General features: G+C 70.0%; 25 protein-coding genes. 15 read left to right on the forward strand and 10 right to left on the reverse strand.

The window, feature by feature from the left end; translation table 11 throughout:
- Positions 1 to 233 precede the first annotated feature (233 nt).
- The 3 genes from ygiD to ACFU95_RS18680 are packed head-to-tail and all read left to right on the forward strand — an operon-like array spanning position 234 to position 2,877.
- On the forward strand, positions 234 to 1,043 hold the full coding sequence (gene ygiD / locus ACFU95_RS18670; RefSeq protein ID WP_383828525.1) for a 4,5-DOPA dioxygenase extradiol: 810 nt from the start codon (positions 234 to 236) through the stop codon (positions 1,041 to 1,043).
- A gap of 8 nt (positions 1,044 to 1,051) precedes the next feature.
- Complete coding sequence (locus tag ACFU95_RS18675; protein ID WP_383828527.1) at positions 1,052 to 1,969, forward strand: protein-ADP-ribose hydrolase; 918 nt, start codon at positions 1,052 to 1,054, stop codon at positions 1,967 to 1,969.
- A 26-nt stretch (positions 1,970 to 1,995) separates the two neighbouring features.
- Positions 1,996 to 2,877: an NAD-dependent protein deacetylase of SIR2 family gene (locus ACFU95_RS18680; RefSeq protein ID WP_383828529.1), complete on the forward strand. Its 882-nt coding sequence runs from the start codon at positions 1,996 to 1,998 to the stop codon at positions 2,875 to 2,877.
- Positions 2,878 to 3,182: 305 nt separating this feature from the next.
- Here the strand turns inward: ACFU95_RS18680 and ACFU95_RS18685 are convergent, their stop codons facing one another.
- Entirely contained in the window at positions 3,183 to 3,890 is a 708-nt protein-coding gene (locus ACFU95_RS18685) for a TetR/AcrR family transcriptional regulator (protein WP_383828531.1), read from the reverse strand.
- Positions 3,891 to 3,930: 40 nt separating this feature from the next.
- Positions 3,931 to 4,692: an SDR family oxidoreductase gene (locus ACFU95_RS18690; protein ID WP_383828533.1), complete on the reverse strand. Its 762-nt coding sequence runs from the start codon at positions 4,690 to 4,692 to the stop codon at positions 3,931 to 3,933.
- Between the two features lie 292 nt (positions 4,693 to 4,984).
- On the opposite strand from ACFU95_RS18690, the gene ACFU95_RS18695 reads away from it, so the two are divergent.
- Both ACFU95_RS18695 and ACFU95_RS18700 read left to right on the forward strand, forming a co-directional pair.
- The gene (locus ACFU95_RS18695) at positions 4,985 to 7,066 is read left to right on the forward strand and encodes a HelD family protein (protein ID WP_383828535.1); all 2,082 of its coding nucleotides are present in this window, start codon (positions 4,985 to 4,987) and stop codon (positions 7,064 to 7,066) included.
- A 92-nt stretch (positions 7,067 to 7,158) separates the two neighbouring features.
- Complete coding sequence (locus ACFU95_RS18700) at positions 7,159 to 7,452, forward strand: DUF4193 domain-containing protein (protein WP_383828537.1); 294 nt, start codon at positions 7,159 to 7,161, stop codon at positions 7,450 to 7,452.
- 69 nt (positions 7,453 to 7,521) lie between these two features.
- Here ACFU95_RS18700 and ACFU95_RS18705 read toward each other — a convergent pair whose 3' ends face one another.
- The gene (locus ACFU95_RS18705) at positions 7,522 to 8,079 is read right to left on the reverse strand and encodes a carboxymuconolactone decarboxylase family protein (protein WP_383828539.1); all 558 of its coding nucleotides are present in this window, start codon (positions 8,077 to 8,079) and stop codon (positions 7,522 to 7,524) included.
- Positions 8,076 to 8,870, reverse strand: a complete 795-nt coding sequence (locus tag ACFU95_RS18710) for an IclR family transcriptional regulator (protein ID WP_383828541.1) — start codon at positions 8,868 to 8,870, stop codon at positions 8,076 to 8,078. The genes ACFU95_RS18705 and ACFU95_RS18710 overlap by 4 nt, the downstream gene beginning before the upstream one ends.
- 181 nt (positions 8,871 to 9,051) lie before the next feature.
- Here ACFU95_RS18710 and ACFU95_RS18715 point away from each other — a divergent pair, with 181 nt between their 5' ends.
- The 6 genes from ACFU95_RS18715 (at position 9,052) to ACFU95_RS18740 (ending at position 13,792) form a co-directional block, all read left to right on the forward strand.
- Positions 9,052 to 9,810, forward strand: coding sequence for an SDR family NAD(P)-dependent oxidoreductase (locus tag ACFU95_RS18715; RefSeq protein ID WP_383828542.1), 759 nt, complete (start codon positions 9,052 to 9,054; stop codon positions 9,808 to 9,810).
- 39 nt (positions 9,811 to 9,849) lie between these two features.
- Positions 9,850 to 10,638 carry an SDR family NAD(P)-dependent oxidoreductase gene (locus ACFU95_RS18720; RefSeq protein ID WP_383828544.1) on the forward strand — a complete coding sequence of 263 codons (789 nt, stop codon included), beginning with the start codon at positions 9,850 to 9,852 and terminating at the stop codon, positions 10,636 to 10,638.
- Positions 10,639 to 10,721: 83 nt separating this feature from the next.
- On the forward strand, positions 10,722 to 11,600 hold the full coding sequence (locus tag ACFU95_RS18725; protein WP_383828546.1) for a fumarylacetoacetate hydrolase family protein: 879 nt from the start codon (positions 10,722 to 10,724) through the stop codon (positions 11,598 to 11,600).
- 31 nt (positions 11,601 to 11,631) lie between these two features.
- The gene (locus ACFU95_RS18730; protein ID WP_383828547.1) at positions 11,632 to 12,492 is read left to right on the forward strand and encodes a fumarylacetoacetate hydrolase family protein; all 861 of its coding nucleotides are present in this window, start codon (positions 11,632 to 11,634) and stop codon (positions 12,490 to 12,492) included.
- A 338-nt stretch (positions 12,493 to 12,830) separates the two neighbouring features.
- Positions 12,831 to 13,553 (forward strand): three-Cys-motif partner protein TcmP, encoded by a 723-nt coding sequence (gene tcmP, locus ACFU95_RS18735; protein ID WP_383828549.1) that lies wholly within the window; start codon positions 12,831 to 12,833, stop codon positions 13,551 to 13,553.
- Complete coding sequence (locus tag ACFU95_RS18740; protein ID WP_383828551.1) at positions 13,553 to 13,792, forward strand: hypothetical protein; 240 nt, start codon at positions 13,553 to 13,555, stop codon at positions 13,790 to 13,792. Before tcmP ends, ACFU95_RS18740 begins: the two co-directional genes overlap by 1 nt.
- Before the next feature lie 40 nt (positions 13,793 to 13,832).
- Here ACFU95_RS18740 and ACFU95_RS18745 read toward each other — a convergent pair whose 3' ends face one another.
- Both ACFU95_RS18745 and ACFU95_RS18750 read right to left on the reverse strand, forming a co-directional pair.
- Positions 13,833 to 14,573 (reverse strand): DUF5131 family protein, encoded by a 741-nt coding sequence (locus ACFU95_RS18745; protein ID WP_383828553.1) that lies wholly within the window; start codon positions 14,571 to 14,573, stop codon positions 13,833 to 13,835.
- 409 nt (positions 14,574 to 14,982) lie between these two features.
- A complete protein-coding gene (locus tag ACFU95_RS18750; protein ID WP_383828555.1) occupies positions 14,983 to 16,335 on the reverse strand; it encodes a diacylglycerol/lipid kinase family protein in 1,353 nt (450 codons plus the stop codon).
- 130 nt (positions 16,336 to 16,465) lie between these two features.
- Here ACFU95_RS18750 and ACFU95_RS18755 point away from each other — a divergent pair, with 130 nt between their 5' ends.
- A complete protein-coding gene (locus ACFU95_RS18755) occupies positions 16,466 to 16,999 on the forward strand; it encodes a hypothetical protein (RefSeq protein ID WP_383828557.1) in 534 nt (177 codons plus the stop codon).
- Here ACFU95_RS18755 and ACFU95_RS18760 read toward each other — a convergent pair.
- Positions 16,989 to 18,158: a serine hydrolase domain-containing protein gene (locus tag ACFU95_RS18760; protein ID WP_383828559.1), complete on the reverse strand. Its 1,170-nt coding sequence runs from the start codon at positions 18,156 to 18,158 to the stop codon at positions 16,989 to 16,991. The two genes, ACFU95_RS18755 and ACFU95_RS18760, sit on opposite strands and share 11 nt — an antisense overlap.
- 326 nt (positions 18,159 to 18,484) lie before the next feature.
- On the opposite strand from ACFU95_RS18760, the gene ACFU95_RS18765 reads away from it, so the two are divergent.
- Complete coding sequence (locus ACFU95_RS18765) at positions 18,485 to 20,194, forward strand: sigma-70 family RNA polymerase sigma factor (protein WP_383828561.1); 1,710 nt, start codon at positions 18,485 to 18,487, stop codon at positions 20,192 to 20,194.
- Here ACFU95_RS18765 and ACFU95_RS18770 read toward each other — a convergent pair.
- Both ACFU95_RS18770 and ACFU95_RS18775 read right to left on the reverse strand, forming a co-directional pair.
- Positions 20,130 to 20,915 (reverse strand): glycerophosphodiester phosphodiesterase, encoded by a 786-nt coding sequence (locus tag ACFU95_RS18770; protein WP_383828563.1) that lies wholly within the window; start codon positions 20,913 to 20,915, stop codon positions 20,130 to 20,132. The genes ACFU95_RS18765 and ACFU95_RS18770 overlap by 65 nt on opposite strands.
- A 50-nt stretch (positions 20,916 to 20,965) precedes the next feature.
- The gene (locus ACFU95_RS18775; protein WP_383828565.1) at positions 20,966 to 22,027 is read right to left on the reverse strand and encodes an adenosine deaminase; all 1,062 of its coding nucleotides are present in this window, start codon (positions 22,025 to 22,027) and stop codon (positions 20,966 to 20,968) included.
- A 419-nt stretch (positions 22,028 to 22,446) separates the two neighbouring features.
- Here ACFU95_RS18775 and ACFU95_RS18780 point away from each other — a divergent pair, with 419 nt between their 5' ends.
- On the forward strand, positions 22,447 to 23,013 hold the full coding sequence (locus ACFU95_RS18780; protein ID WP_383828567.1) for a DUF4190 domain-containing protein: 567 nt from the start codon (positions 22,447 to 22,449) through the stop codon (positions 23,011 to 23,013).
- Positions 23,014 to 23,229: 216 nt separating this feature from the next.
- Here the strand turns inward: ACFU95_RS18780 and ACFU95_RS18785 are convergent, their stop codons facing one another.
- Entirely contained in the window at positions 23,230 to 23,784 is a 555-nt protein-coding gene (locus ACFU95_RS18785) for an NADAR family protein (protein WP_383828569.1), read from the reverse strand.
- A 198-nt stretch (positions 23,785 to 23,982) separates the two neighbouring features.
- Between ACFU95_RS18785 and ACFU95_RS18790 the strand changes: the two genes are divergently transcribed.
- Positions 23,983 to 25,518: a gamma-aminobutyraldehyde dehydrogenase gene (locus ACFU95_RS18790; protein WP_383828571.1), complete on the forward strand. Its 1,536-nt coding sequence runs from the start codon at positions 23,983 to 23,985 to the stop codon at positions 25,516 to 25,518.
- Positions 25,519 to 25,569 lie beyond the last annotated feature (51 nt).

Below are 25,569 nucleotides of genomic sequence, written 5' to 3' on the forward strand. Positions count from 1 at the left end.
ACACCTACAGTCCCGACGCCGCCGCGGCCGGCAAGACCTGCCTCCCATACACATCCGACGCCGCCGACGAAGAGAGCGGTGTCGATCTAGGTGGTGGGAGTCTCGCTCAAAAGGAGGTGGGGGGGGGCGGGGGGGGGGGGTGGAAGTGGGGGGGGTGAGAGGGTTCGGGCCCCGTTGGGGGCGTGGGGAGACACGCGGGAGGGGGTCCCGGACCCCGTACCCGAGGAACCCCCGTGAACGCAGCTCCCTCCGCCACGATGCCGGCCGTCTTCCTCGGCCACGGCAGCCCCATGAACGCACTCGAGGACAACGAGTGGACCCAGGGCTGGACCGATCTGGCCCGCTCCATGCCCCGCCCCAAGGCGATCCTGTCGATCTCCGCCCACTGGTACGTTCCCGGCGTCCGGGTCACCACCGCCGCACAACCGCGCACCATCCACGACTTCGGCGGATTCCCGCCCGCCCTCCACCAGGTGCAGTACCCGGCCCCCGGCTCGGAGGAGCTGTGCCGCCGGGTCACCGAACTCCTCGGCCCGAACCCGGCCGTCGCCGCCGATCAGCGGTGGGGCCTGGACCACGGCACCTGGTCACTGCTGGTCCACATGTACCCCGAGGCCGACATCCCCGTCGTCCAGCTCTCCGTCGACGAGAACCTCACCCCGCGCCACCACTACGAACTCGCCAGGCGCCTGCGCCCGCTGCGCGACGAAGGCGTACTGGTCCTCGGCTCCGGCAATGTCGTGCACAACCTGCACACCTACGCCTGGGGCCTGACCCGCGACGAACTCTTCGACTGGGGCGTCCGTTTCAACCAGCGCATCCGCCAAGCTGTCCCCGCCGGACAGGTGGACGAGCTGATCGATTACGAGGACTGCGGCGAGGACGGTCAACTCGCCGTCCCCACCCCCGAGCACTACCTGCCGTTCCTCTACGTCATCGCCCAGTGCCGCCACGACGAGGGCATCACCGAACCGGTCACCTTCCCGGTCGACGGCTACGACGGCGGCGGCTCGATCTCCATGCTCGCCGTGAAGATCGGCTGACCCCCGCCATGCCCACCGGCTTCCTCCCCCTGAACGCCTACCGCGACGCTGTCGCCCTGGACTCCGTGTCCCGGCCACTCGCCGAACCCGCCCCACCCGGCGAACTCACCACCCTGACCCGTACTGCACTGCGGCTGCTCGCCGACGACCCGGCCGTCGCACACCTCGGTCTCACCACGACAGACCTGGAACAGGTGGACGACACCCGGGCCCGGCTACTGCTGCGCACCATCCTGACCGTACGACCACCCGGACCCCTGCCCGCCGAGGCGGCCCGGGCACTCGACGCCCTCCTCGACGGCGAACGCCTCACCCGGACGGGCACCGACCCGGGACACCTGCCCCTGCTCGCCGAGCAACTGCCCGAGACCTCCTACCCGGCGGCCGACCGAACCGTGCTGTGGCAGGGCGACATCACCACCCTCGCCGCCGACGCGATCGTGAACGCCGCCAACAGCGCACTGCTCGGCTGCTTCGTCCCCCTGCACCCCTGCATCGACAACGCCATCCACAGCGCCGCTGGCCCCCGCCTGCGCGATGACTGCCACACGATCATGGAACTGCAGGGCCACCCGGAACCCACCGGCACCGCCAAGATCACCCGAGGGCATCGGCTGCCCGCCCGCTATGTCCTGCACACCGTCGGCCCCATCGTCGACGGCCCCCTGCACCCCGAGCACGAGCGGGCCTTGGCCTCCTCCTACCGGGCCTGCCTCGATCTCGCGGCCGAAACGGGCGGCATCCGCACCGTGGCCTTCTGTTCCATCAGCACCGGCGTCTTCGGCTTCCCCAAGGCCCCGGCCACCCGCATCGCCTTGGACACCGTGGCCGACTGGCTCCACACCCACCCCACCGCCCTCGACCGCGTGGTCCTCAACGTGTACGAGGACGACGACCACGCCACCTACCTGCACGCACTGACCTGATCCGCCCCCGAAGGAACCGCCCCGCGATGAACACCCCCCATGCCGTCCCGGACCCCGGCCCGGCAGCCGCCGACACCGTCCGCACCTGGCTGGCCGAGGCCGACCGCGTCCTGATCACCGCGGGCGCCGGACTCAGCGCCGCCGCCGGATACGACTACGGCGACACCACCCGCCTCCAGGAACTCTTCCCCGCCCTGTATCGGATGGGCCTGCGCTCCCGCTACATCGTCGGCGTCCAGCTCCCGCCCGCCCTGTGGTGGGCCTACTGGGCCGTCCACATCGACGACATCCGCTACTCACCCGCCCCCAACCCCCTCTACCAGCAGCTGCGCAACGTCGTGGGGGAGAAGGAGCACTGGGTGATGACCTCGAACGTCGACGCTCTCTTCGCCCGCAACGGCTTCGACCCGGACCGCGTCTTCACCCCCCAGGGCGACTACGGCCGCTACCAGTGCACCGTCCCTTGCAGCCGCATCACCTGGGACAGCCGCCCCCTGGTCGAAACCCTGCTCGCCGCGTACGACCCCGCCACCGGCGAGATCACCGACCCGGCCGTGCTTCCCCACTGCCCCAACTGCGGTGAGGACGTGGAGATCAACGTACGTATAGGGCCCGAATTCATCGACGACCCCTACCTGCCCGCAGGCGCCAGGCTTCAGGAGTGGCTAAACGCCGCCGAGCCGGCCTCCAGGCTGCTGATCCTGGAGTTCGGAGCCGGATTCAACACCCCCGGCGTCATCCGCACCCCCGGCGAACACCTGACCCGCCACATCCCCGGCACACGCCTTGTTCGCGTCAACCCCACCCACTCGCAGACCCCTGTCGACCTGGGCGATCGCGCCCTGCCCGTTCCCTTCGACGCGGACCGCCTGCTCGACGCGCTGAGCAACGGATCCGCCTTCGGGTAGGCCATTTCCGATCTGGGCCCACAGGTGATGGATCGCATACCTGCCGGATACGGGCGCAGCCCCAGGGGGTCCACTGAGGGTGCAGGGTGCGCTGGCCGGCCATGGTGTGCCGGTGTTGGTCGCTGTGTCCGCGAAGCCGTGTACGTCATAGCAAGTGTCGGCTGGCGGTGCCGTCGAGGCGTCCAGGCGGGACAGTAGGCAGCACGCGTAGCCGAGTTCACCGGCAGGTCCAGGCCGAAGGCCGCACCGAGCAGGGCAGAGGTCCCCTGGCCACACAGCCTGCTCGGCGATGTCGCTTACAACGATCAGCGGGCCGCACGCCAGGGGTTGGTCGCGTAGCGGTCAAGCATGAAGGCGACGGCTTCTTTTACGACGGTGCCATGGACGGGGTCGGGCGGAACGAAGTCGTCGCGTACGAGTTGTGGCCACAGGAGCTGGCCGCAGATCAGGGCGAGGAACTGTTCGGCCACGGCAGAGGCCGGCTGCGTGTGGCCTTCGGCTGATCGGAAGTCGAGGGTGCCCGCTTGTTCCTCGGCTTCGAGGTACTGGCGCAGCCGGTCGAAGAACGGTCCGCGGTCGATGGCGAAGCCGGTGCCGACGGAGTCGGCGAGTTCGGGCAGGCGTGGCAGTTCGGTGATGACCAGGCGGCACAGGGCGGCGGTGCCGGGCCTGGCGAGGAGGCAGGCGTAGTCGCAGCCGATGTGAGTGAGGCCGTGGTGGGGGTCGCCGGGCGCGGGTGCCTCGGCGTACTCCACGGGCAACTGCCACTGCTCGCAGGTGACGGCCGAGAACAGAGCGGACTTGGACTGGTACCGCTTGAACAGGGTGCCGGTGGAGACGCCCGCCTCCCTGGCGATCTGGGCCAGGGAGGTCTTGTCGTAGCCGTGGGCCAGGAACAGGTCGCGGGCGGCGCTGATGATGCGTGCCCGGTTCTCCGCCTTGACCCGCGCGTGGTAGCCGGTCGGAGGTGTTTCTCCACAAGCGTTCGCCTGGTCACGGTCTACGCCCGTCATCTTCCTGCCTCTCTCCCGACCACTGAGGCATCCTGCCACGTCAGAGAATCGTCTGGCCTCCGTCCAGGACCAAGTCCTGGCCGACGGTGAACGCGGCGGCGTCGGAGGCGAGGTACACCACGGCCTCCGCGATCTCCTCGGGCCTGCCCATGCGCCCGAGCGGGACGTGGGAGGCGATGTTCTCCAGGAGGACGGCACGCTGTGCCTGGTCCTCGATCCCGAGCTTGGCGGACGAGTAGAGAGGGGTGTCCACCGGGCCCGGGCTGATGGCGTTGAACCGGATGCCGTGCGAGGCCAGCAGGTCCGCGTTCCACGACTGCATCAGCGACGACACGGCCGCCTTGGTGGCGGCGTAGGCGTTGGCCATTCCGTAGCCGCCGTGTGCGCTGTTGGACGAGTTGATGATCACTGACGACGGGTTCGCCAGGACTGGCAGCAGGGCCTGTGTGAGGAAGAAGACGCCCTTGACGTTGGTGTCGAAGAGCTGGTCGAAACTGTCCTCCGTGTGAGCCTCGAAGGGCCGCCAGTCCGAGACGCCGGCGTTGAGGAACACCACGTCCAGCCGCCCGAAGTGCCTGCCCACCTGCTCCACCAGATCACGCTGCGCGTCGAGGTCGCGGGCGTCCGCCCGCACGACGGGCACCTCCTCGCCGAGGATCTTCCGGGCCTTCTCGATGCTGTCGGGAGTGACCCCCGTGACCAGTACACGAGCCCCTTCCGCGAGGAACCGCTGTGCGGTCTCCAGGCCGATCCCGCTCGTGCCACCGGTGATGAGGGCGTGCTTGCCCGCAAGACGATTCATAGTGCTGGGTCTTTGCCGAGATAGGAGGTAAGTCGATGGACTTACTGTTTGACTGTAATCTCGCGCCCGCCGTGATGGCAAGTCGTTGGACTTACCATCACGACGAGCGTGCGAGGGTGCGTTTGCGGCTGTGTATTGAGTCTCAACTGGCCGACGGTGTCGGCGAATTCGCATCTCCCCAGGTCAGGGAGCATTTGCGTCCATCGGGTGATGATCTTCTCAAGTAAGTCAAGACTTACTTTCAAGAAATTTCCTCCTCATAGTGGGTGCTCGACCCGAGAGGAGCCCCCTGTTGTCACAGGAGCACGACCCCGCTGTACGCCAGGTCGATCTGGAACGAACCCACGTCTCCACGTTGTACGAGCTGCTCACCGAGCGGCTTTCGGAAGCACTCGCGAGCCAGGCGGCGGTACTCAAGGCCCGGCCCGAGAGCGCCGGTGAGGCGCACGAACGAGAGATCGCCACCGAACGGCTCACCAAGGAGATCGGCCGCCTGCGGGGGGCCGAGAACGGGCTGGTCTTCGGCCGGGTCGACTGGACGGACGGCACCACGCTCCGTGTCGGACGGATCGGCCTGCAGAGGCAGGACGACGATCTGCCCCTGCTGGTGGACTGGCGCGCGACTGCGGCACGTCCCTTCTACGAGGCGACCCCCGTCCACCCCATGGGGCTGCGACGCCGCAGGCATCTGCGCCTGGAAGAGCGCACGGTGGTCTCGGTCAGTGACGAAGTCCTGGACGGGACTGCCCCGACGGCCGAGGACGTCGTCGGTGACGGCCCGTTGACGGAGGCCCTGTCGGCGCGGCGGACGGGGCGGATGCAGGCGGCCGTCGCGACGTTGCAGTCCGAGCAGGACGACATCGTGCGCTCCGCGCACCGCGGGGTGACCGTGGTGCAGGGCGGCCCCGGCACCGGCAAGACGGTGGTCGCCCTGCACCGGGCGGCGTACGTCCTCTACGCCTTCCCGCGCGCCGCCGCGCAGGGCGTCCTGGTGGTCGGCCCGAACGCGCGGTTCCTCGACTACATCTCCCAGGTCCTGCCTTCGCTCGGCGAGAACGACGTCGTCCTGGCCACCTGTCAGGAACTGGCCGGAGTGTTCCCGGACGCCGCGGAGCCCTTCGACGTGGCGCGGCTCAAGGGCGGCACCGCACTGGCCGACGCGCTGGGTGACATGGTGCGCCTGAGGCAGGCCCCGGACGGCGACTTCACCGTGCGGGTCGGGCACGAACTGATGCGGCTGCCGCACGAGGTCGTCGCCTCGGCACGCGACGCTGCCGTGGCGACCGGGCTGGGGCACAACCCCGCGCGCCAGGTGTTCAAGGAGCTGCTGGTCGACGCCGTCACCGATGCGCTGGAGCGCAGCATGGGCGACATCCTGGAGCAGATCGACGCCGAGGTCGCCCAGTTGACTCGCCGGAACCTCGACCGCATGACCGGCGTCGACTACCACTCGGACCGCGACGGCGCCGCCTCGGGACCGGCCGACGAGTTCGACGCGGAGGCCGTCCGGGCCGGCCTCCTGGACGACGCCCATGTCGACCGCCTCGTGGAGACGCTGTGGCCGTGCCTGGTACCCGGCGATCTCGTTCGGGCTCTGCTGGCGGATCCGGAGGCTCTCGCCGCGCAGTTGCCGCTGCTCACCGACGACGAGCGGGCCGGCCTGCTGCGTGAGCCGGACGCCCCGTGGACCGACGCCGATGTGGCGCTGCTGGACGAGGCCGCGAGCCTGATCGAGGGCCCGCCCGAGCGGACCTACGGGCACGTAGTCGTCGACGAGGCGCAGGAACTGACCGCCATGCAATGGCGGATGATCGTAAGGCGCTGCCCGGCAAGGGCGATGACACTGGTGGGCGACTTCGCCCAGTCGAGCCCGGTCGCCACGGCCCGCGACTGGAAGGAGGCACTGAGCCCGCATGTCGGCCCGCGGTTCAACCTCCACAACCTGACCATCAGTTACCGCACCACCCAGGAGATCCTGGAGACGACCAAGGATCTTCTCGCGCGGATCGCTCCGGGCCAGGTACTGACCCGGTCCCTGCGCAGTGGCGAGGCCCCCCGGACCGTGAGCACGCCGCTGGACGCGCTCGTCGCCTCCGTGGTCACGGAACTCAAGGACCAGAGCGCCGCGCACCCCGGCGAACTGCTCGGGGTCATCTGCGCGGACACACGGCTGAGCGAGCTGACGGCCGCGGGTATCACGCAGTACGCACGCCTCGTGCCGGCGTCCGAGGCACGCGGGCTGGAGTTCGACGGGGTTCTCGTGGTGAGCCCGCAGGAGATCATCGCCGCCCGCCCCGGCGGGGAGCGGGACCTGTACGTCGCCCTGACCCGCGCCGCCAAGCGGCTCTGCACGATCACCGACCAACCCGCCTGACGGTCCATCCGCCGGTACGGATTCGACGTCAGCGCAGGACCTCGCGCCGCACGTGGCACGAGCACATGAAGAGCACAGACAGAGAAGGTGGCATGGCAACCGACTTCGACGCCCCTCGCAACGACGGCGTCAACTCCGACGACCTCGACGAGTTCAAGACAGGGCGCGACCCCAAGACCACTACCGCCCTCGACATCAACGAGTTCGAGATCGAGGGCCTTGAACTGCCTGGCGCCGACCTCTCCAAGGAGGAACTGGCCATCCAGGTACTGCCCGCCACGGAGGACGAATTCATCTGCGCCTCCTGCTTCCTCGTCCATCACCGCAGTCAGGTGGCCGCGCGCGGAGGGAGGGCACCCATCTGCCGGGACTGCGACGACGCCTGACGCCTGTCGTGGAGGGCCGCCGGTAGGGCCGTTTCGGTCATTGCCTCACATCCGGCTTCCTCCCCCGCGTCAATCGACTCCGAATACCCGCATCTGGAGGGCCAGCGTGCCGTAGTAGCCGACCAGCGCGGTGAGCTCGAAGAGTTGCGGCGGAGTGAGGGCTGCCACCGCCTCCGCGTACTGCTCGTCCGTGAGGCCGTGCCTCTTCAGCAGCAGCCGGGTGACGCGCACCACCGCAACTTCCTCGGGGTCGTCGAGGGTCGGCTCGATACCGTCGCGGACGGCGCCCATCTCCTGGTCGGTGAGGCCTGCTCGGCGACCCACACGCTCGTGCGCGTACTGCTCGAACCGGCTCTGCCAGTCGGCCGCGACGATGAGGATCGCGAGTTCGCGGGCCCGGTCCGACAGCGTTCCGCGGTATCGCAATGCGCTGCCGAGTTGTTGCAGCGCATGGCCGACCTCGGGGTGCAGCAGCATCGCGTTGAAGGGGCCCTCCAGCCCGCCGTCGGCGTCGGTCAGGGCGAACGTCTGCGGGCCCGCTGCCCTTGGACCGCCGGTGATCTCCTGGTACAGCGCGCTCTGCTCCGGAGTGAGATCCGTTGGCCGCAGTCTCGCGATCCGGCTCACAGGGCCACACCCGCGCGGTGCCCAAGGCGCAGCGAGATCTCCGCGCAGGTGTCCAGCAGGGGTTGCTTGAACTCGTTGAGCAGGCGCTCGACGTCGTAGCCGACTGCCTGGACGGCCACGTTGACGGATGCCACCACCTTGCCGCTCTGGTCGCGCACCGGCGCGGCGATGGACCGCAGCCCGTGTGCGACTTCCTGGTCCTGGAGCGCGTACCCGCGTTCCCGGATCAGTGCCAGCTGTTGGTCGAGGGCGGTACGGGAGCGCACGGCATGCGGGCCCGCTCCTTCGACGAAGGACTCCGGCCGGAGGAGTGCGTCGAGCTGTCCGCCGTCGAGGTAGGCCAGCAGCACTTTGCCCATGGAGGCGTACACCGCGGGCAATGTCGAGCCGACCTGGATGTTCGCCGTCACCAGTTCGGAGTTCCGCAGCCGCACGAGGTACAGCACCTGGTCGCCCGACAGCACTCCCAGGTTGACCGTTTCACCGGTATTGTCCGACAGGGTCTGCAGTGGACCCGTCGCGGTCTGCACCAGATCGAGGCCCTGGAGTGCGGCGAAGCCCAGGGTGAGTACCTTCGAGTCGGGGCGGTAGCGGCCGTCCGGCAGTTGCTCCAGGTATCCCTCGGACTCGAGCGTTGCGACGATCCGGAACAGGGAGCCCATCGGGATCCCTGTCTGCTCGACGAGGTCGCTCACGCGCAGTGCCGGTCTGCGCTCCGAGAACATCGCGAGCACGCGCAACCCCTTGGCGAGCGCCTCGATGCGGTACTTCGCGCGGTCATGCTCGGCCACTGTCGCCCCGTTCTCGCTTTATGAAGACTACTTTCACTCATTGAAAGTTAGCGCCCTGACCGACTCTCACGCAAGCCTCACCCGAAGCAAACCGCGCCGTGGCTCTTGCCTCCAATCTGCCTCACAGGTTACGGTCACGATGAATTCGAAAGTTGATTTCATTCAATGAAAGCCAGGTCGAATGAGTCGGTCGCTGGGGCTAGAAGGAAGCAGGGTTCTGATCGCCGGTGCGGGTGGCCTCGGCTCCGCCTGCGCGGCGGGATTCAGCGAGGCCGGAGCTCAGGTGGTCGTCTCGGACCTCAGTGAACAGCGGCTCACCGCGCTGGACGCCGAGCTCGGCCTCACCGAAGCCGGCGGCGGAGTGGTCACCGCGGATCTGAGCCGGGCGGCGGACTGCCGGTCCGCGGTCGACAAGGCGGTCGCCGTACTCGGGGGTCTGGACTCGTTCGTTCATGCCGTCGGTGTCAACAACCGTCAGCCGGTGCTCGACTTCTCCGACGAGGAGTGGGACCAGGTGCTGACGGTCAATCTGTCGAGCGCTTACTGGCTGGGGCAGGCGGTGGGCAGGGTGATGAGCGGGCAGCGCCACGGCAGGCTCGTCTTCGTCTCCTCGGTGTCCGGCCTGCTCGCCCACGCCAAGCACGGGCCGTACGCGGCGTCCAAGGGCGGCATCAACCAGCTGATGCGGGTGATGGCGCACGAGTGGGCCGCAGACGGAGTGGGCGTCAACGCGGTCGCGCCCGGCTACATAGAGACGGCGCTGACCACCGAATACCTCAACCGGCCCGGGGTGCGGGAGGACCTGACATCTCTGGTACCCGCGGGCCGGTTGGGAACCCCCTCGGAGGTCGTCGGCCCCACGCTGTTCCTGGCCTCACCGCTGGCCTCCTTCGTCACGGGCCAGGTGCTCTACGTGGACGGTGGACGCACGCTCGTCTAGAGAAACCCGCTTCGGCACAGATCGAGAAAGGCAGTTCGAATGATCGAGGGAACTCAGCCGTCCGGCCGATTCACCGGCAAGAAGATCGTGGTGACCGGTGCCGGCACGGGGTTCGGCGCGGCGATCGCCGAGCGCGCGGCCCGGGAGGGGGCCGATGTCGCCGTGCACTACAACTCCTCCAAGGCCGGTGCCGAGTCGACCGCGGAGCGGGTCCGTGCCCATGGCCGCGAGGCGGTCATCATCCAGGCCGACATCAGCACCTGGGACGGCGTACGGTCGCTCACCGAGCAGGCCTTCGAGCAGTTCGGGGTGGTCGACGTACTGGTCAACAACGTCGGGGACGTGGCGTCCGAGCAGATGTCCTGGCGCGACCTCACCCCCGAGACCCTGGACCGGGTGCTCGACGTCGACATCAAGGGCACCCTGCTGTGCACCCACGAATTCGGCGCGCGCATGCTCGACCAGGGACACGGCTCCATCGTGAACATCGGCTCCACGGTGATCGTGCGCGGCAGCGCGCGGGCCCCGCAGTACGCCGCCTCGAAGTACGCCATCGTCGGTCTCACGAAGTCCTACGCCGCGGCCTTCGCGCCCACGGTCCGGGTGAACGTGTTCGCTCCCGGGTTCATGGAGACCGAGATGACCCGCGGCCGTGCCGACTGGCAGTCCGGGCGCCGGGACAAGCTCATCTCCATGACGCCGCTCGGCCACATCCCGGCCCCCGAGGAACTCGCGGGTACCGCCCTGTTCCTGGCGAGCGAGGACGCCGCCCACATCACGGGCGGACTGATCATCGCCGACGGCGGCTTCAACATGGTCGGTGCCTGAGCGCACGGCACCTCGCCCAGTGCGGCGATTTTCCACCGGACAACGAGAACTTCTCACCAGGTGTCAAGAACAAGGAGAACGTGGTGAAGCTGATCACCTTTGACGTCGGTACGGAATCAGGGCTCGTCGGCAGCCTCGACGGGGAGACGGTCGTCGAACTGGATGTGCCCAGCACCCGCGAGTACTTCGAGCGGGGCGGCGCGGAGCCGACCGGCCGGACCTTCGCGGGCGCGGACGTACGACTGCGGGCGCCGATCGTGCCGAAGAAGTTCTTCCACACCTCGGGCAACTTCCGTGAGCACGAGGACGAGTCGAAGCAGGTGGGCTGGTCGCATCCGATCCACAAGGGGATCGTGTTCTTCCAGAACGTCGACGCGATCGTGGGACCGGACGAACCCGTCGTCTATCCGGAGCACCTGACATCCGAACTCGACTACGAGCTCGAACTCGCCATCGTGATCGGCAAGCCGGGCAAGTTCTTCACCGCCGAGGAGGCGGTCGACCACATCGCGGGATACGTCGTCTTCAACGACATCACCGCGCGCGACATCCAGCGCAAGGAGATGGCCTCGGGAGTCTTCTCGTACTGCAAGGCCATCGACACCTTCTGTCCGCTCGGCCCGTACATCGTCACGGCTGACGAGATCCCCGACCCCCACAACCTGAAGATGGAGCTGAGGGTCAACGGGGAGGTACGGCAGAGCTCCAACACCAGCCGCATGATCGTGAGCATCCCCGAGCTGGTCGCCTACCACTCGCCTCAGGGCTACAGCGCCGGAGACCTGATCACCACGGGCACCGTGTCCGGCGTCGCCGGCTTCCGCCCGGACGCCGAGGACTACTACCTGCGGCCCGGTGATGTGGTCGAGGCGGAGATCGAGGGAGTGGGCATGCTGCGCTCCCCGATCGTCTCCTGGAAGGACGCCTACGGGCAGCCCGCTCCGCCCAAGGTCACCTGGTGACCGGCCCCGCGACCACTACGGAGGTGTACCCGTGAGGCTTGTCACGGTGGGCGACAGGCTCGCACTGCTGCACAACGGCCGCGCCGTCGACGTGGCCGCGGCGAGCGAGGGACGCTTCGAGAGCGACCCGATGACCGTCTTCGAACGCTGGGCGGAGTTCACCGCCTGGGTCTCGGCGTACGTCCCCGCTCCCGACGCCGGCGAGCCGGTCGAGGTACACCGCCTCGGCCCGCCGGTGCCCCGGCCCCGGCAGGTATTCGCCGTCGCGCTGAACTATCCGCCGCACGCGGCGGAGGCCGGCTACCGGCCCCCCGACGACCCCCTGGTCTTCACCAAGTTCCCCACCTGCGTCACGGGTCCGGACGCGGTCGTCGAGCTGCCGGGCGAGAAGGTCGACTGGGAAGTCGAACTCGTCGCGGTGATCGGCACGGCCGGCCACCGGATCCCTCAGGAGGAAGCCTGGGCGCACGTGGCCGGCCTGACCGTCGGACAGGACCTGTCCGAACGGGCCGTACAGATGCTCGGCACGCCACCGCAGTTCAGCCTGGGCAAGTCGTTCCCCGGCTTCGGGCCCACCGGCCCGGCCCTGGTGACGACCGACGAGCTCGCCGACCCTGACGATCTGGAGATCTCCTGCTCGGTGTCGGGAACCGTCGTACAGCGGTCCCGCACCAAGGAAATGATCTTCTCCGTGCCGGTGCTCGTCGCCCGGATCTCCGCCGTCTGTCCGCTCCTTCCCGGTGACCTGATCTTCACGGGCACACCGGCGGGCGTCGGAAACCGGATGAATCCGCCTCGGTACCTCACTCCCGACGACGAACTGGTCAGCCGTATCGAAGGGATCGGTGAGATTCGCACGCGCTTCTCGACGACCGGCGGCGTGCGCCCGTAGGCGACACGAGAGCCCTTGGGATCTGGCCTCGCATCTTCGCGAGGTGGGATTGGGCTGTCCATGGCCCTCTTGTCCGGGATGGGCCAGTGGCTCACTGTGCGTAACGGCATGTAGTGGTCCGCTAACAGGCTGGGGGATCATGTCGACGGGGACAGCTGGGTCCTACTGGCAGGGCAAAGCCCTGCCCAGCGTGTTCAAGCACGACTTGCTGCGCCGCTACATACCACCGTTCGATGGCATGACCGGCGCCCAGGCTCAAGACCGGCGTGTGGTGTATCTCGACGGCTACGCCAGGTGAGGGCCGGTACGAGAGCGGGGAGCCGGGATCCGCGGAGATTGTGCTGCGGGTCGCCTCCTACTATCGCTCGCGTGGTCTGAACCTGTCGTGCTTCTTCGTGGAGCAGCAGGCCAAGTCGTTCGAGCGGTTGTTGGGGGTCATGCGCGGATACCAGGCACGCGGCGTGGAGGCCCACGCTCACCAGGGTGAGGTCGACGACGTCCTGGACGACGTCGTGTCGCGTGCCACGGGGGTGCCCCTGTTCCTCTTCCTGGACCCATGCGGGCTCTGTCTGCCGATGGAACGGTTGGCTGATGCGCTGGCCCGTCGTCGTCCCCAGCGCCGTCCGGCGACCGAGCTGCTGATGAACTTCAGCATGATGGCGGTGCGCCGCCTCGGCGGCCACGTTCGCTCGCCCAAGGGCAACGAGAAAAGCCTGGAGCGCTTCGATGCTGTCTGCGGCGGCCGATGGTGGCGGGACCACTTCACCGGCGGCGGCGCCGAGGAGGACGCTGCGGAGACAGTGGCTGCCGAGTATGCCCGCCGGCTGAAGCAGCGCACCGGCATGTTTGTCCACTCGGTGCCCGTCGCCAAACACCGACGTGGAAACCCGTTTATCACCTGGTCTTCGCGACTCGTAGCCCGTACGGCCTGTGAGTGTTCGGCGACGCGGTCGCCCGGGCCCGTGCCGAATGGTGGAAGACGCTGGAACTGCAGGAGGAGCAGAAAGACCCTGATGCCCTGTTCTCTGCGGCCTCGGTGCTGCGCCCGGACCCTGCTGTAGTGGAAAAGGAAGCCGTTGCCGTGATGGCGGCCAACCTTGCGCGGCTGTTGCAGCGGGGACGCCCCGTGAAGCTCGTCGACCACACGCTGGAACTGTTCGGAGACTACTACGGTCAGGTTACTGAACCGGTCGCTCGCAAAGCCGTCAAGTACCTGTACGGGGAAGGCGGGACGCCGACCACCGGCGTCGGTGGCGACAGGACCCGTGAACTGATGGTGCTACCGCCGACGCAGAGTTGACCAAGGCGTCCGCCCCGAGCCGTCGCCCGCCAGGCGCAGATCACGCTGTGACGGGCAGCGGCATTTCATCCCAGGTCCGGTCCCCGAGCACGCGCCCGGACGCCTTCGGCGTACGCCCGCCCCACTGCTTGAAGTAGAACGCGACCCCGGCATCCAGGCAGGTGTCGCGGATGTGGGTGATCCACTCCTCTTCCAACGGCCGGAACCCGGGGCCGGACTCGCCGCCGGCGATGACCCAGTGGATGTCCGCCAGATCCAGGCCGTCCAGCCGCCCCAGCAACGGCTCGCACGACAGGAAACGGACCGCGGCGGGGACTTGCCGTAGGTCATCGACACGCGGCAGCTCGTTCACGCTTTCCACAGAGACACCCATCCACAGGTTCTCCGGCCACTCCAGCCGGTCGGAGACCTGCCGAAGCCGCCGTGCGCGTTTGGTGAGCACCTGATAAGTGTGCTGCGGGGTGTCGGCAATCACGTTGAAGACTCGGCGTACGTAGTCGAGCGGGACGCGAGCGTGGAACAGGTCGCTCATCGAGTTCACGAACACCGTCCGCGGGCTCTTCCATCCGTACGGCACGTCCAGTGCGTCTGGGTGGAGCGTCAGTCCGAACCCTGGACCGGAGGTCCGTGGGTCACCGTCGGCCTGGTACTTCGCCGACCCCATCGCCTTCAGCCGTTTCGCCAGGGTCAGCGCGTAGCAGTTGTCGCACCCCTTGGAGACGCGGTCGCACCCCGTGGTCGGGTTCCATGTCGTTGAACCGAGCCCTATCCCTGAGGGCACAGCGAAACTCTGCAGTTTCCTCAATGACTCGCCGCACCACGTGGTACTGGCATCCAATCATCCGTCAGCTGTCCTGTACCCAGCCCCCCCCCCAAAAAAATGGAACACGTGTGCCTATATTTTCGGCGGGTGGTGCGCAGCGAATCAGCCAACTCCCGCTCCGCGAGGGGTTCCTGGCGCGCGATTATCCGGTCTTCGTCGCGGAAGGGCTCTGGTGCGACGGAATCCAGGGCGGGGAGAAGCGGATGGCTCCAAGGGCTGGACCGGTGCTCGGTTGCGATGACACCTCTCCTGACCTGCGCTGTACCAAAGTGCCAACCATGTCTCTGATTCTGTTCCTCCGGACGCCGAAGCTAGTTGGCATCAGTGCAGGTCACGAGCGTTGCCTAGTGCCAACTACCGCTCCCGGTCACATCCGGTGCCGGTGATGCACCGCGGCCGTCCGCCCCACCGTCGCCGCCAGCTTGCGCAGCCGCCGCCAGTCCATGCGGGGAACGGGCTGCGGGGTGCCCGGGCGTCTGCGGGGGACGCGGACGCGCAGGACGCCGGGGGCGATGCGGCAGTGGACCGGGGCCGGCAGGACGAGGGCCTCGCCGTCGATGCCGGCCTCGATCTCCGGGCGGTCGGCCTCGATGACCACCTCGGGCGCGGTCAGGATGGTGAGGCCACCCGGTGCGGGGTCGAGGAGCAGACCGGCGGCCTCGGCCGCGTTGTCGACCCGGATGCCGAGGACGCCGAGGACCGCCGCGTCGAGGCGGTCCCGGCGGCCGAGGCCGAACGGGTCGTCCGTGCGGTAGGGGTTGTTGCTGACCAGCAGGGCATGCGGAGCGTCGAGGGTCCTGTCCGCCGCGCGGGCGGTCAGTCGCGGGCCCTGCTGACGGGTGAGCAGGTCGGGCAGCAGCTCCAGGCTGGTGCCGATCTTGTCGTCGCGGTAGCCGGGGCTCTGCACGATGGCCGCGTACGCCCCGAAGGACGCGTTGTTGACGAAGGCCCGGCCGCCCGCGTAGCCGAGGTCGACACGGAGTTCCACGCCGTCGGTGAGCGCGTCGAGGCAGGTGGAGGGGTCCTCGCGGTCGAGGCCGAGGTCCATGGCGAAGTGGTTGCGGGTGCCGGCGCTGATCACCAGGAACGGGATGTCGTACGCGGCGGCGACGGCCGCGACCAGTGCCTGGGTGCCGTCACCGCCCGCCACGCCCAGCAGGTCGGCGCCCTCGTCCACGGCCTTGCGGGCCAGGGCGGTGACGTCCTGGTGCTCGTCGGGATCGAGCAGGACGACGCGGGCGCCGAGGCGCTCGGCCTTCTCCTGGAGCGCGAAGCGGACCACCTTCCCGCCGCCCGAGCGCGGGTTCATGATCAGGTACGGCCGCCGCGGCGGCGACGCCTTGCGCTCCCGCATCACCCGGACCCGGGAGCTGCCCGTCCCCCGCAGCGCGTAGCGGCCGCTCCAGACGGCCAGCGCCCACAGCGCGACGGACGCCAGCAGCGCCCAGAACAGAGTGGCCGCGAACAGGGCGACGAGGGCGGCGGGGAGGGCCACGGCGAGGACGGCGGCCGCCCAGCGCAACGGGCCGCGCAGGGTCAGCGTCCACCACACCGCGATCGCGCTGAGGCCCAGGCCCGCCGCCCCGGCCACCAGCAGGACGACCCCGCCGACGCCGCCGTACGCGAGCGGCACCAGTACCGCGAGCCCCGCGGCGGCCAACGCCGTCCGCGCCGCCCACCGCTGTGCGCGGTAGGCCCGCCCGCTCAAGTCCAGGGCCATGATTCCTCCGTTCGCCGCGGACATCGTAGGGCTGGTCGGGCTCCGGCTGGACAACCGAGGTCAGGGCGGGCGGGGGCGGAAGCGAGGGGAGTTTTTTGAACACGTTCAAGAATGGGCGTACGCTGACCCCATGAGCGACAGAGCCGCCCTGCTCAAGGGCATCCGCGTCTGGCTGGTCTTCTTCGTCGTCTGCCTCGTGCTCAGCGGCGCCACGGCCTTCCCCCTGGTCCATGAACTGCGCTGGACCGAGGACCTGTTGCGCGCCCTGTCCGCGCCGGAGCACCTGCCGGGCCTCATGGACAGGATCGAGCGGGTCCGGCGCGGGCTGGACGCCGCCGACGCCGACCACCCCTTCCTCCTCTACGGCACGGACTGGCTGGCCTTCGCACATCTCGTCATCGCCGTCGCCTTCTACGGCCCCTACCGCGACCCGGTCCGCAACATCTGGGTCGTCGAGTTCGGGATGATCGCCTGCGCGGGCATCGTCCCGCTCGCCCTCGTCTGCGGGCCGATCCGCGACATCCCCTTCTGGTGGTCGGTGATCGACATGTCCTTCGGCGTCTTCGGAGTGATCCCGCTGTATGCCGTTCGACGGAAGATCAAGCGGCTGGAGGCGCTGACGCCGCCGCCGGCGCCCCCGGCCGCGGTGCCCGTCAGCGGTTGAACGCCGGGAAGGCGAAGCGCTGGGCGATGGCCAGGCCGTCGCCCTTCGCGTCGGTGGAGTTGACCGAGTAGACCACCGTGCGGGACAGGTCACGGGTGGCCGCGACGACGGTGTGATAGCCGGGGCGGGCGCCCGTCTTGGCCCAGATGACCTTGCCGTTCAGCTCGAAACGCTGGAGCCCGGCACCCATGGTGGCCCCGTCGACGTCCGGGACCGTGAAGATCTCCTTCAGCTGCGGCTCGGGCACGACCTGCCCGCGGAACAGCGCGAACAGCAGCCGCTCCAGGTCTCTTGTCGTCGAGATCATGTCGCCGGCCGCGAACCGGTCGGACATGTTCCACTCGGTCACGTCGACCAGCTTGCCGTCGATCCAGTCGTATCCGCGGTTGTGCGGGCCGTGGATACGCGGGTCCGGGCCGGCCGGGAACGAGGTGTGCCGCATGCCGAGCGGACGGAGGATCCGCGCGGACGCCTGGTGGGCGTAGGAGTCGCCGGTGACCTTCTCGATCAGCATGCCCAGCACGGTGTAGTGGATGTTGCCGTACCGCTGGTGCTCGCCGGGCGCGTGCTCGGGGTCGGGGCCCTTGGCGACCGACGCGGCCACCACCTCCTCGGGGGTCAGCGTCTCGAAGCGGTGCTCGTAGCCGTCGTCGACGTCCTCGCCGAGGGAGGCGCCCGGCTGGAGGCCGCTGGTGAAGTTCAGCAGCTGCCGGACGGTGATGGGCGCGAAGTCCTTCGTGAGCAGGCCGGGCAGGTACCGCTGCACGGTTCCGTCGAGGGAGATCCGCCCCTCGGCGGCGAGCTGGAGCACGATCGCCGACGTCACGATCTTCGTCGTCGAACCGGCCCGGAAGCGGGCGTTCTCCAGCGCGGGCGCACCGGTTCGCATGTCCCGCACTCCGGCCACCCCGTGCCAGCTCCCCTTGCCGCCCACGCGGATCAGCGCGGCCGTCGCGTCCTGGTCGGGCAGTCCGGCGAGTGCCGCGCACAGGGCCTCGACGTCGGGGCCGTCCGCCGGGGAAGCCTCGATCGCCCGCGCGTCGCACGACGACGACACGGGCCGCGCGGACTGCGCGGACGCCGTCCCGGCCAGCGGCAGTGCGGTCAGCGTCAGGGCGAGCGCGGAGGTGAGGAGGGCGGGAAGCGGGCGTACGGGCATCTGCTGCTCCTGAGGTCGACGAGATGTCGTGATCATCGTCAGGGCGGGACGGGCCCGGCCGAATCGTCGGCGAGGAGGGCCCGCACCCTGGTGCAGCCCGGAGCAAGTGCCGTACAGGACAAGGGTGTTGTGAGGGTTCGCCCTTACGGGGCGAAAAAGTGTTATCGCCGCCCCCTTCACCGCGTCTCCACTCGCGTCCCCCCGTCCCCACACCCGGGAGACCTCCCCGTGCCCCTCCCCACGACTCGTCCGCACCGCAAGCGGAATGTGATCTCCGATATAGCCAACAGTGCTGGTCAGGCTGAGAAGGTGCGTACGGGCAGCGAATGACCTGGGAGAGGACGCACGTGGACGAGGGAGCCCGCAGGCAGTGGCGCTCCACCATCGCGGCGGCGCAGGCCGGTGACCGGCAGGCGCTGGACGAGCTGGTCGAGGGGTGGCTGCCGCTGGTCTACAACGTGGTCGGGCGGGCCCTGAACGGCCATGCCGACGTCGACGACGTCGTCCAGGAGACCATGCTGCGCGCCGTCGACAACCTCGGCTCGCTACGGGACCCGGACAGCTTCCGCTCCTGGCTCGTCGCGATCGCCATGCGGCAGATACGGGACCGGGCGCGCCGCAGGCAGACCGCCCCACTGGACGAGTCGGCCGCGCGCGAGGCCACCGACTTCGCCGAACTCACCGTGCTGCGGCTCCAGCTGGAGGGGCAGCGGCGCGAGGTCGCCGAGGCGGTGCGCTGGCTGGACGACGAGGACCGGCAACTGCTGTCGCTGTGGTGGCTGGAGGTCGCGGGCGAGCTGACCCGGCGCGAACTGGCCGCCGCGGCCGGGATCAGCCGGCAGCACGCCGCCGTGCGGGTCCAGCGGGTGAAGGAACGGCTGGAAACCGCGCGCGGCATCGTACGGGCACTGGACGGCGCCTGCCCCGGCCTGCGCGACCTCACCGCCCGCTGGAACGGCCGCCCCGACTCGGTCTGGCGCAAGCGGCTGGCCCGGCACATCAGGGGCTGCGGCTACTGCGGGGACACCCACGAGGCCGTCGTGCCGGCGGAACGCCTCCTCGTCGGCATCGCGCTCGTCCCCGTCCCCGTCGGCTTCACCCTCTCCCTGGCCCTCGGCGGCAAGACGGCGGTCGCGGCCACGGCGACCTCGGTCGGCTGGTCCGCGAAGGTGATGGCCGCGCTCACCCAGCCCGCCGTGGCGGTGACCGCCGGGGCGACGATCGTCGCGGGCGGCGCGTACGTCGTCACCCAGACCCCGGACGCGCCGCCGCCCGCGGTCGCCCCCACGGCCGCGAGCACGGCCCGCCCGCCGTCGCCCACGCCGCCCGTGTCACCGTCGGCCACGCCCTCACCGTCACCCTCGGCGTCGCCGTCCCGGACGCGAAAGGTCGAGCTGTACGGCACGGTCGTCGACGCCGTCGACCAGGCCCCCGACCCGAACGCCGAGCCCGCCGCGCTGCCCCGCCGCCCCGAGTCCGGCATCACCAGCACCGGGGGCGCGAAGGCCGTCATGCAGCACCGCGGCGAGAGCGTGACGCTGAGCGGACAGGGCTACGTCCTGGTGCGCTGGCAGATCGCACCGCACGACCGGCCGGGCGCGCTGGCCATGCCGACCTGGACCGGCCTGAAGGGCGAGATCTTCCACGTCGCCTCCGGCGGCGGCCGCCGTATGGACGACGTCATCGGCGACGGGTCCGACCGGGGTTACGTCACCGGCATGGGCGGCCCGGACATCGGCTACACGGTCCTGCCCGACGGCACGCAGCAGATGTGGCAGAACGAGTACTTCTACCTCGACGGCACCGTCGTCCTCCACCAGAACGAGCGCGGCGCCTCCTACGGCCTGACCGTCATGACGTCCAGCTGGGACAAGGCGAACGAGGACGTGCGGTACGGCCCTCCGCAGGGCGCCATCCGCTACGGCCTGGTCCGCGACAACGGCGAGGACACCGCGCCGGTCCCGCAGTACGTCACCCGCGGGACACCGGCCGACCCGGCGACGGTGGCTCAGCGCTCGCGCGTGTCGCCGCCGTAGCGGTCCTGGGCCGCCCGCGGTCGCGGCGCCCGCGGGTGCCGCGCTCACGCAGGCCGAGGAGGACGTCGATCCGGTTCGTCGTGATCGAGTCGACGCCGAAGTCCAGCAGGCGGCGCAGGGACCGTCGGGTGTCCGGGGTCCAGACGGACAGCAGGTGGCCGCCACGGTGGACGCGCTCGGTGAGGGCGCGGTCGACCAGGCCGAAGCGGTAGTTGAGCCACCGCGGGCGTACCGCCGCCAGCAGGCCGGGGCGCGGCGGGGCCAGCGTCGTCCAGGTCAGGGCGATCTCGGCGGCCGGGTCGGCGGCGCGGACGGCGAGCATGGCCGGGGCGCCCGCGCAGTAGTACACGCGATCCTGCGCCCCGCACTCGCGGACCACGTCCACGATCCGGCGCGCCGCCCGCACGTCGGGCGTGCCCGGCAGGTCGAGCATCACCCGGCTCCCGTCGCACGCCGCCAGCGCCTCCGCCAGCGTGGGCACCCCGCCCGCCGTCAGCCCCCGCACCTCGGCCGCCGACAGCGCGAGCAGCGGACGGTCCTGCTCCCACAGCCGCGTCAGCGTCTCGTCGTGCAGCAGCACCGGCACGCCGTCCTTGGTGAGGCGTACGTCGATCTCCACCGCGTCCGCGCCCCGTTCGAGCGCGGAGCGCAGGGAGGCGAGCGTGTTCTCGCGGACGCGGTAGGGGTCGCCGCGGTGGGCGACGGCGGTCACGTTGTGCATGAGGCCATTTCCGGTGGGGACGGGGGCGGGGCCGGTCGGCTCAGGTCGGCTCAGGAGGCGAACCAGTCGGTGGTGTACGTGTCGATCTCGGCGGCGATCCGGGCCTTGCCGGGCTCGTCGAGGAAGGACGCGTCGACGGCGTTCCTCGCGAGGTCGGCCAGGCCACGCTCGTCGAGGTCGAGGAGGCGGGCGGCGACCGCGTACTCGTTGTTGAGGTCGGTGCCGAACATCGGCGGGTCGTCGGAGTTGACGGTGACGACGACGCCGGCCTTCGCGAACTCCTTGATCGGGTGCTCGTCGATCGTGCGGACCGCGCGCGTGGCGATGTTGGAGGTCGGGCACACCTCCAGCGGGATCCGGTGCTCGGCGAGGTGCGCGAGCAGCTTCGGGTCGCGCGCCGAGCTGGTGCCGTGACCGATGCGCTCGGCGCCCAGGTGGGTGAGGGCGTCCCAGACCGTCTCCGGTCCGGTGGTCTCGCCGGCGTGCGGCACCGAGTGCAGTCCGGCGGCGATCGCGCGGTCGAAGTACGGCTTGAACTGCGGCCTCGGTACGCCGATCTCGGGCCCGCCGAGCCCGAAGGAGACCAGGCCCTCCGGGCGCAGCCGGTCGTCGGTGGCGAGCCGTGTGGTCTCCTCGGCGGACTCCAGGCCGGCCTCGCCCGGGATGTCGAAGCACCAGCGCAGCACGGTCCCGAACTCGGCCTCGGCGGACTTGCGGGCGTCCTCGATGGCGGCCATGAAGGCACCGGCCTCGATGCCGCGGCGGGTGGAGGAGAAGGGGGTGATGGTCAGCTCGGCGTAGCGCACCTGCTGGCGGGCCAGGTCGCGGGCCACCTCGTAGGTCAGCAGCCGTACGTCCTCCGGCGTGCGGATCAGGTCCACGACGGACAGGTACACGTCGATGAAGTGGGCGAAGTCCGTGAACGTGAAGTAGTCGACCAGGGCCTCGGCGTCCGTGGGGACCTTGGAGTCGGGGTGGCGGGCGGCGAGTTCCGCGACGATGCGGGGGGAGGCGGAGCCGACGTGGTGGACGTGCAGTTCGGCCTTGGGCAGTCCGGCGATGAAGGCGTGCAGGTCGCGCGGGATGCGGGCGTCGACGAGACGGTCGGTCAAGGTTCCTCCCCAGGAACGGCGTCCTCGGCCGGCGCCGCGGGCGGCGGGACGCGGGTGATCGGCTGATCGGTGACTCGGGGTCATCGTATGCCGGAGCCGTGCCGGGGATGCCCGGGCCTTAGCATGACGGCACGTACGACAGAGGGGGGCCGGGCATGTCCGACGACGCGCACAGGCCGGAAACAACGGGGGAGGCGCCGGCTGGGGAGCCGGGCGCCTCGTCGGACCAGCGGCCGATGACATCCTTGAGCAAGGGGGACAAGGGGGACAAGGGGGGTAAGGGGGACAGGGGTGCACCCCTGGGCGAGCCGGATCCGTGGGCTCCTCCGGTCGCGGGCGCGCAGGGGGCTCCCTCCGCGTCGGGAGGGCCCGGACACACCCTCGCCTCGAACGTGCCGCCGTCCTGGCCCGCTCCGTCCGTGCATGATCAGCAGACCGTCGCCTCCATGCCGTCCTCCGGTGTGCCGTCCGAGCCGCGGGACGCGGTGGCGGCGCCGCCACCGTGGATGAACCCGTCGGTCGGCCACCACCCGGCGGCGCCGCACGGCTCGACGGCCAACCCCTTCGCGCCACCGACGGCGTCCGTTCCCTACGCCGCCCATGGTGAACCCGTTCCTCCGCCGCCCATCGGGCCCGACGGGCCGGGGCCGGTGCCGTACGGCTATCCCGGTCCGGGGGGCTACGGCTACCCGCCGGGGCCGGGGGCCGGGGGCTACTACGGCTGGCCCGGGATGCGGGCGCTGCCGAGCAACGGGATGGGCACGGCCGGGCTGGTGCTGGGGATCATCTCCGCCGTGGTCTTCTGTCTGTGGCCGGTGGCCATCGTGGTGGGCGTGCTGGGCGTGATCTTCGGTGCGATCGGAAGGGCCAAGGCGCGGCGGGGCGAGGCGACGAATCCGGGTCAGGCTCTCGCCGGGATCATCTGCGGGGCGGCGGGTGTGGTCCTGGGGCTGGGGATGGTGGCGCTGCTGATCGTGGCGCCGTAGAGCGCCCGCCTTTCCTCGCCCCCGCCGCCCCTACCCGTCCCGTCCCGTCCTCCTGGGGCTCCGCCCCAGACCCCGCTCCTCAAACGCCGAAGGGGCTCTGGGCATTTCAGCCCGTCCGGCGTTTGAGGACGAGGCCCTTTAAGGGCCGAAGCGGGGGTCTGGGGGCGGCAGCCCCCAGGGATGGGACGGGTAGGGGCGGCGGGGGCGAGGAAAGCCCTACCCCCGCAACCGCTCCCGCGCCCCCATCAGCGCGAACCCCAGCAAGTTCGGCCCCCGCCACCGCTGAGGATCCCCCGCTCCCTCATCCCCCGCGGCCAGCCCGATCCCCCACACCCGATCCACCGGACTGGCCTCCACGAGCACCCGATCCCCGGTCCCCAGCAGAAACCCCCGCAGATCCGCGTGCGCGGCGAACTTGTGGACCGACCCCTCCACGACGATCCGGAACCGCTCCCGCTGCCAGAGCGCCTCGTCGAACCCCCGCACCAGCCGCCCGGCCTTCTTCGCCTCCGACGGATGCCCGGCGGCCAGCACCCGCCGCTCCGCCTGAGCGTCCTCGAACAGCCGTGCCTTCTCGGCCATCATCCAGTGCTCGGCCGTCGCGTACGACACGCCGTCCACGGTGAACGGCGACGCCCACCACTGGCTCAGACAGCTCGCGCTCACCTGTCCGTCCGGACGTGGCCGGTGCCCCCAGAAGTGCAGATACTTGACTCTCGTCCCCGCACGGATCTCCTGGATCAGGACATCCCAAGAATCGATCTTCGCCATGTGCCCGAGTCTGACAGGCGCCACCGACAATCCGTCCCTGGTTTTCAAGGCCAACTCGACACCTGGTCGACAGATTCCGTCGCGTAACCAAAAGGCAACAACGGAATCACTTGTTGGAGCCTTCCTGCTCTGTCAGGATCGGCACTCAAATCGAGCCTGAGCCACGCCGGCCCCCTCATGGGGCACGGAGGGAGCGACATGCACAACCCGGGCACCGCCACCCCGGAACGATTCCCGGCCCAGGACCGCTTCGCGGACGGCGCGCAGTACATCGCGGGCCGGCCGGCGAAGGGGACCTCGGGGCGTACCCATGCCGTCGTCGACCCCGCCACCGGCGAGGAGGTGTACACCTACGACCTGGCCCACCCCGACGACGTCGACGCGGCCGTCGCCGCCGCGCGTGCGGCCTTCCCCGGCTGGGCCGGCGCCACCCCGGGCGAGCGCTCCGACGCGCTGCACCGCTTCGCCGCCGTGCTCGCCGAGCGGGCCGAGGAATTCGCCCGCGCCGAGTCCCTGCAGTGCGGGAAGCCGCTGAAGCTGACCCGCGAGTTCGACGTGCCCGGCACGATCGACAACACCGCCTTCTTCGCGGGTGCCGCCCGGCATCTCCAGGGGCAGTCCGCGGGGGAGTACTCCGGCGACCACACCTCCTACACCCGTCGCGAGCCCATCGGCGTCGTCGGGTCCGTCGCCCCCTGGAACTACCCGCTCCAGATGGCCGCCTGGAAGGTCCTCCCGGCGATCGCCGCGGGCAACACCATCGTGCTCAAGCCCGCCGAGCTCACCCCGCTGACCTCGCTGCTCTTCGCCCAGGCCGCCACCGACGCCGGGATCCCGGACGGTGTCGTCAACATCATCACCGGGACCGGCAGGGAAGCCGGCGAGCACCTCGTCGGGCATCCGGACGTCGCCATGACCTCCTTCACCGGGTCCACGGCCGTCGGCAAGCGCGTCGCCGAGATCGCCACGGCGAGCGTCAAGCGGATCCATCTCGAACTCGGCGGCAAGGCGCCCTTCGTGGTCTTCGACGACGCCGACCTCGAAGCCGCCGTCCACGGCGCCGTCGCGGGCGCGCTCATCAACACCGGTCAGGACTGCACGGCCGCCACGCGCGCGTACGTGCAGCGACCGCTGTACGAAGCCTTCGTGGAGCGCACCGGCGCCCTCATGGAGAGCGTCCGCCTCGGTGATCCGTTCGCGCCGGGTACCGATCTCGGGCCGCTGATCTCCCACGCCCAGCGCGACCGGGTCGCCGGTTTCGTCGACCGTGCGCGTGCCTACGCGCGCGTGGTCACCGGCGGCGAGGCGCCACAGGGCGAGCTCGGCAACGGCGCGTACTACCGGCCCACTCTCGTCGCCGACGCACCCCAGGACAGCGAGATCGTCCAGTCGGAGATCTTCGGGCCGGTCCTGGTCGTCCTGCCGTTCGGCAGCGACGACGAGGGGATCCGGCTCGCCAACGACACCCCGTACGGGCTCGCGGCCTCCGCGTGGAGCCGCGACGTCTACCGGGCGAACCGCGCCACCCGCGAGATCAAGGCGGGGTGTGTGTGGGTCAACGACCACATCCCGATCATCAGCGAGATGCCGCACGGCGGCTACAAGGCGTCCGGCTTCGGCAAGGACATGTCCGCGTACTCGTTCGAGGAGTACACGCAGATCAAGCACGTCATGTTCGACAACACCGCGGTCGCCGCGAAGGACTGGCACCGCACTGTCTTCGGGGACCGATAGTCAGACCAGACAGGAGCGGCCGGCCGACCGACCCGCGGCCTGCCGCCCTCC

The sequence above is a fragment of the Streptomyces sp. NPDC057623 genome, from assembly GCF_042800355.1.
Lineage (GTDB): Bacteria > Actinomycetota > Actinomycetes > Streptomycetales > Streptomycetaceae > Streptomyces.

Bases quoted from the DNA above. Each gene is read 5' to 3' on its own strand.
- ACFU95_RS18675 (WP_383828527.1), top strand. From the start codon at position 1,052: ATGCCCACCGGCTTCCTCCCCCTGAACGCCTACCGCGACGCTGTCGCC.
- ACFU95_RS18680 (WP_383828529.1), top strand. From the start codon at position 1,996: ATGAACACCCCCCATGCCGTCCCGGACCCCGGCCCGGCAGCCGCCGAC.
- ACFU95_RS18685 (WP_383828531.1), bottom strand. From the start codon at position 3,890: ATGACGGGCGTAGACCGTGACCAGGCGAACGCTTGTGGAGAAACACCT.
- ACFU95_RS18690 (WP_383828533.1), bottom strand. From the start codon at position 4,692: ATGAATCGTCTTGCGGGCAAGCACGCCCTCATCACCGGTGGCACGAGC.
- ACFU95_RS18700 (WP_383828537.1), top strand. From the start codon at position 7,159: ATGGCAACCGACTTCGACGCCCCTCGCAACGACGGCGTCAACTCCGAC.
- ACFU95_RS18715 (WP_383828542.1), top strand. From the start codon at position 9,052: ATGAGTCGGTCGCTGGGGCTAGAAGGAAGCAGGGTTCTGATCGCCGGT.
- ACFU95_RS18720 (WP_383828544.1), top strand. From the start codon at position 9,850: ATGATCGAGGGAACTCAGCCGTCCGGCCGATTCACCGGCAAGAAGATC.
- ACFU95_RS18750 (WP_383828555.1), bottom strand. From the start codon at position 16,335: ATGGCCCTGGACTTGAGCGGGCGGGCCTACCGCGCACAGCGGTGGGCG.
- ACFU95_RS18755 (WP_383828557.1), top strand. From the start codon at position 16,466: ATGAGCGACAGAGCCGCCCTGCTCAAGGGCATCCGCGTCTGGCTGGTC.
- ACFU95_RS18760 (WP_383828559.1), bottom strand. From the start codon at position 18,158: ATGCCCGTACGCCCGCTTCCCGCCCTCCTCACCTCCGCGCTCGCCCTG.
- ACFU95_RS18765 (WP_383828561.1), top strand. From the start codon at position 18,485: ATGACCTGGGAGAGGACGCACGTGGACGAGGGAGCCCGCAGGCAGTGG.
- ACFU95_RS18770 (WP_383828563.1), bottom strand. From the start codon at position 20,915: ATGCACAACGTGACCGCCGTCGCCCACCGCGGCGACCCCTACCGCGTC.
- ACFU95_RS18785 (WP_383828569.1), bottom strand. From the start codon at position 23,784: ATGGCGAAGATCGATTCTTGGGATGTCCTGATCCAGGAGATCCGTGCG.
- ACFU95_RS18790 (WP_383828571.1), top strand. From the start codon at position 23,983: ATGCACAACCCGGGCACCGCCACCCCGGAACGATTCCCGGCCCAGGAC.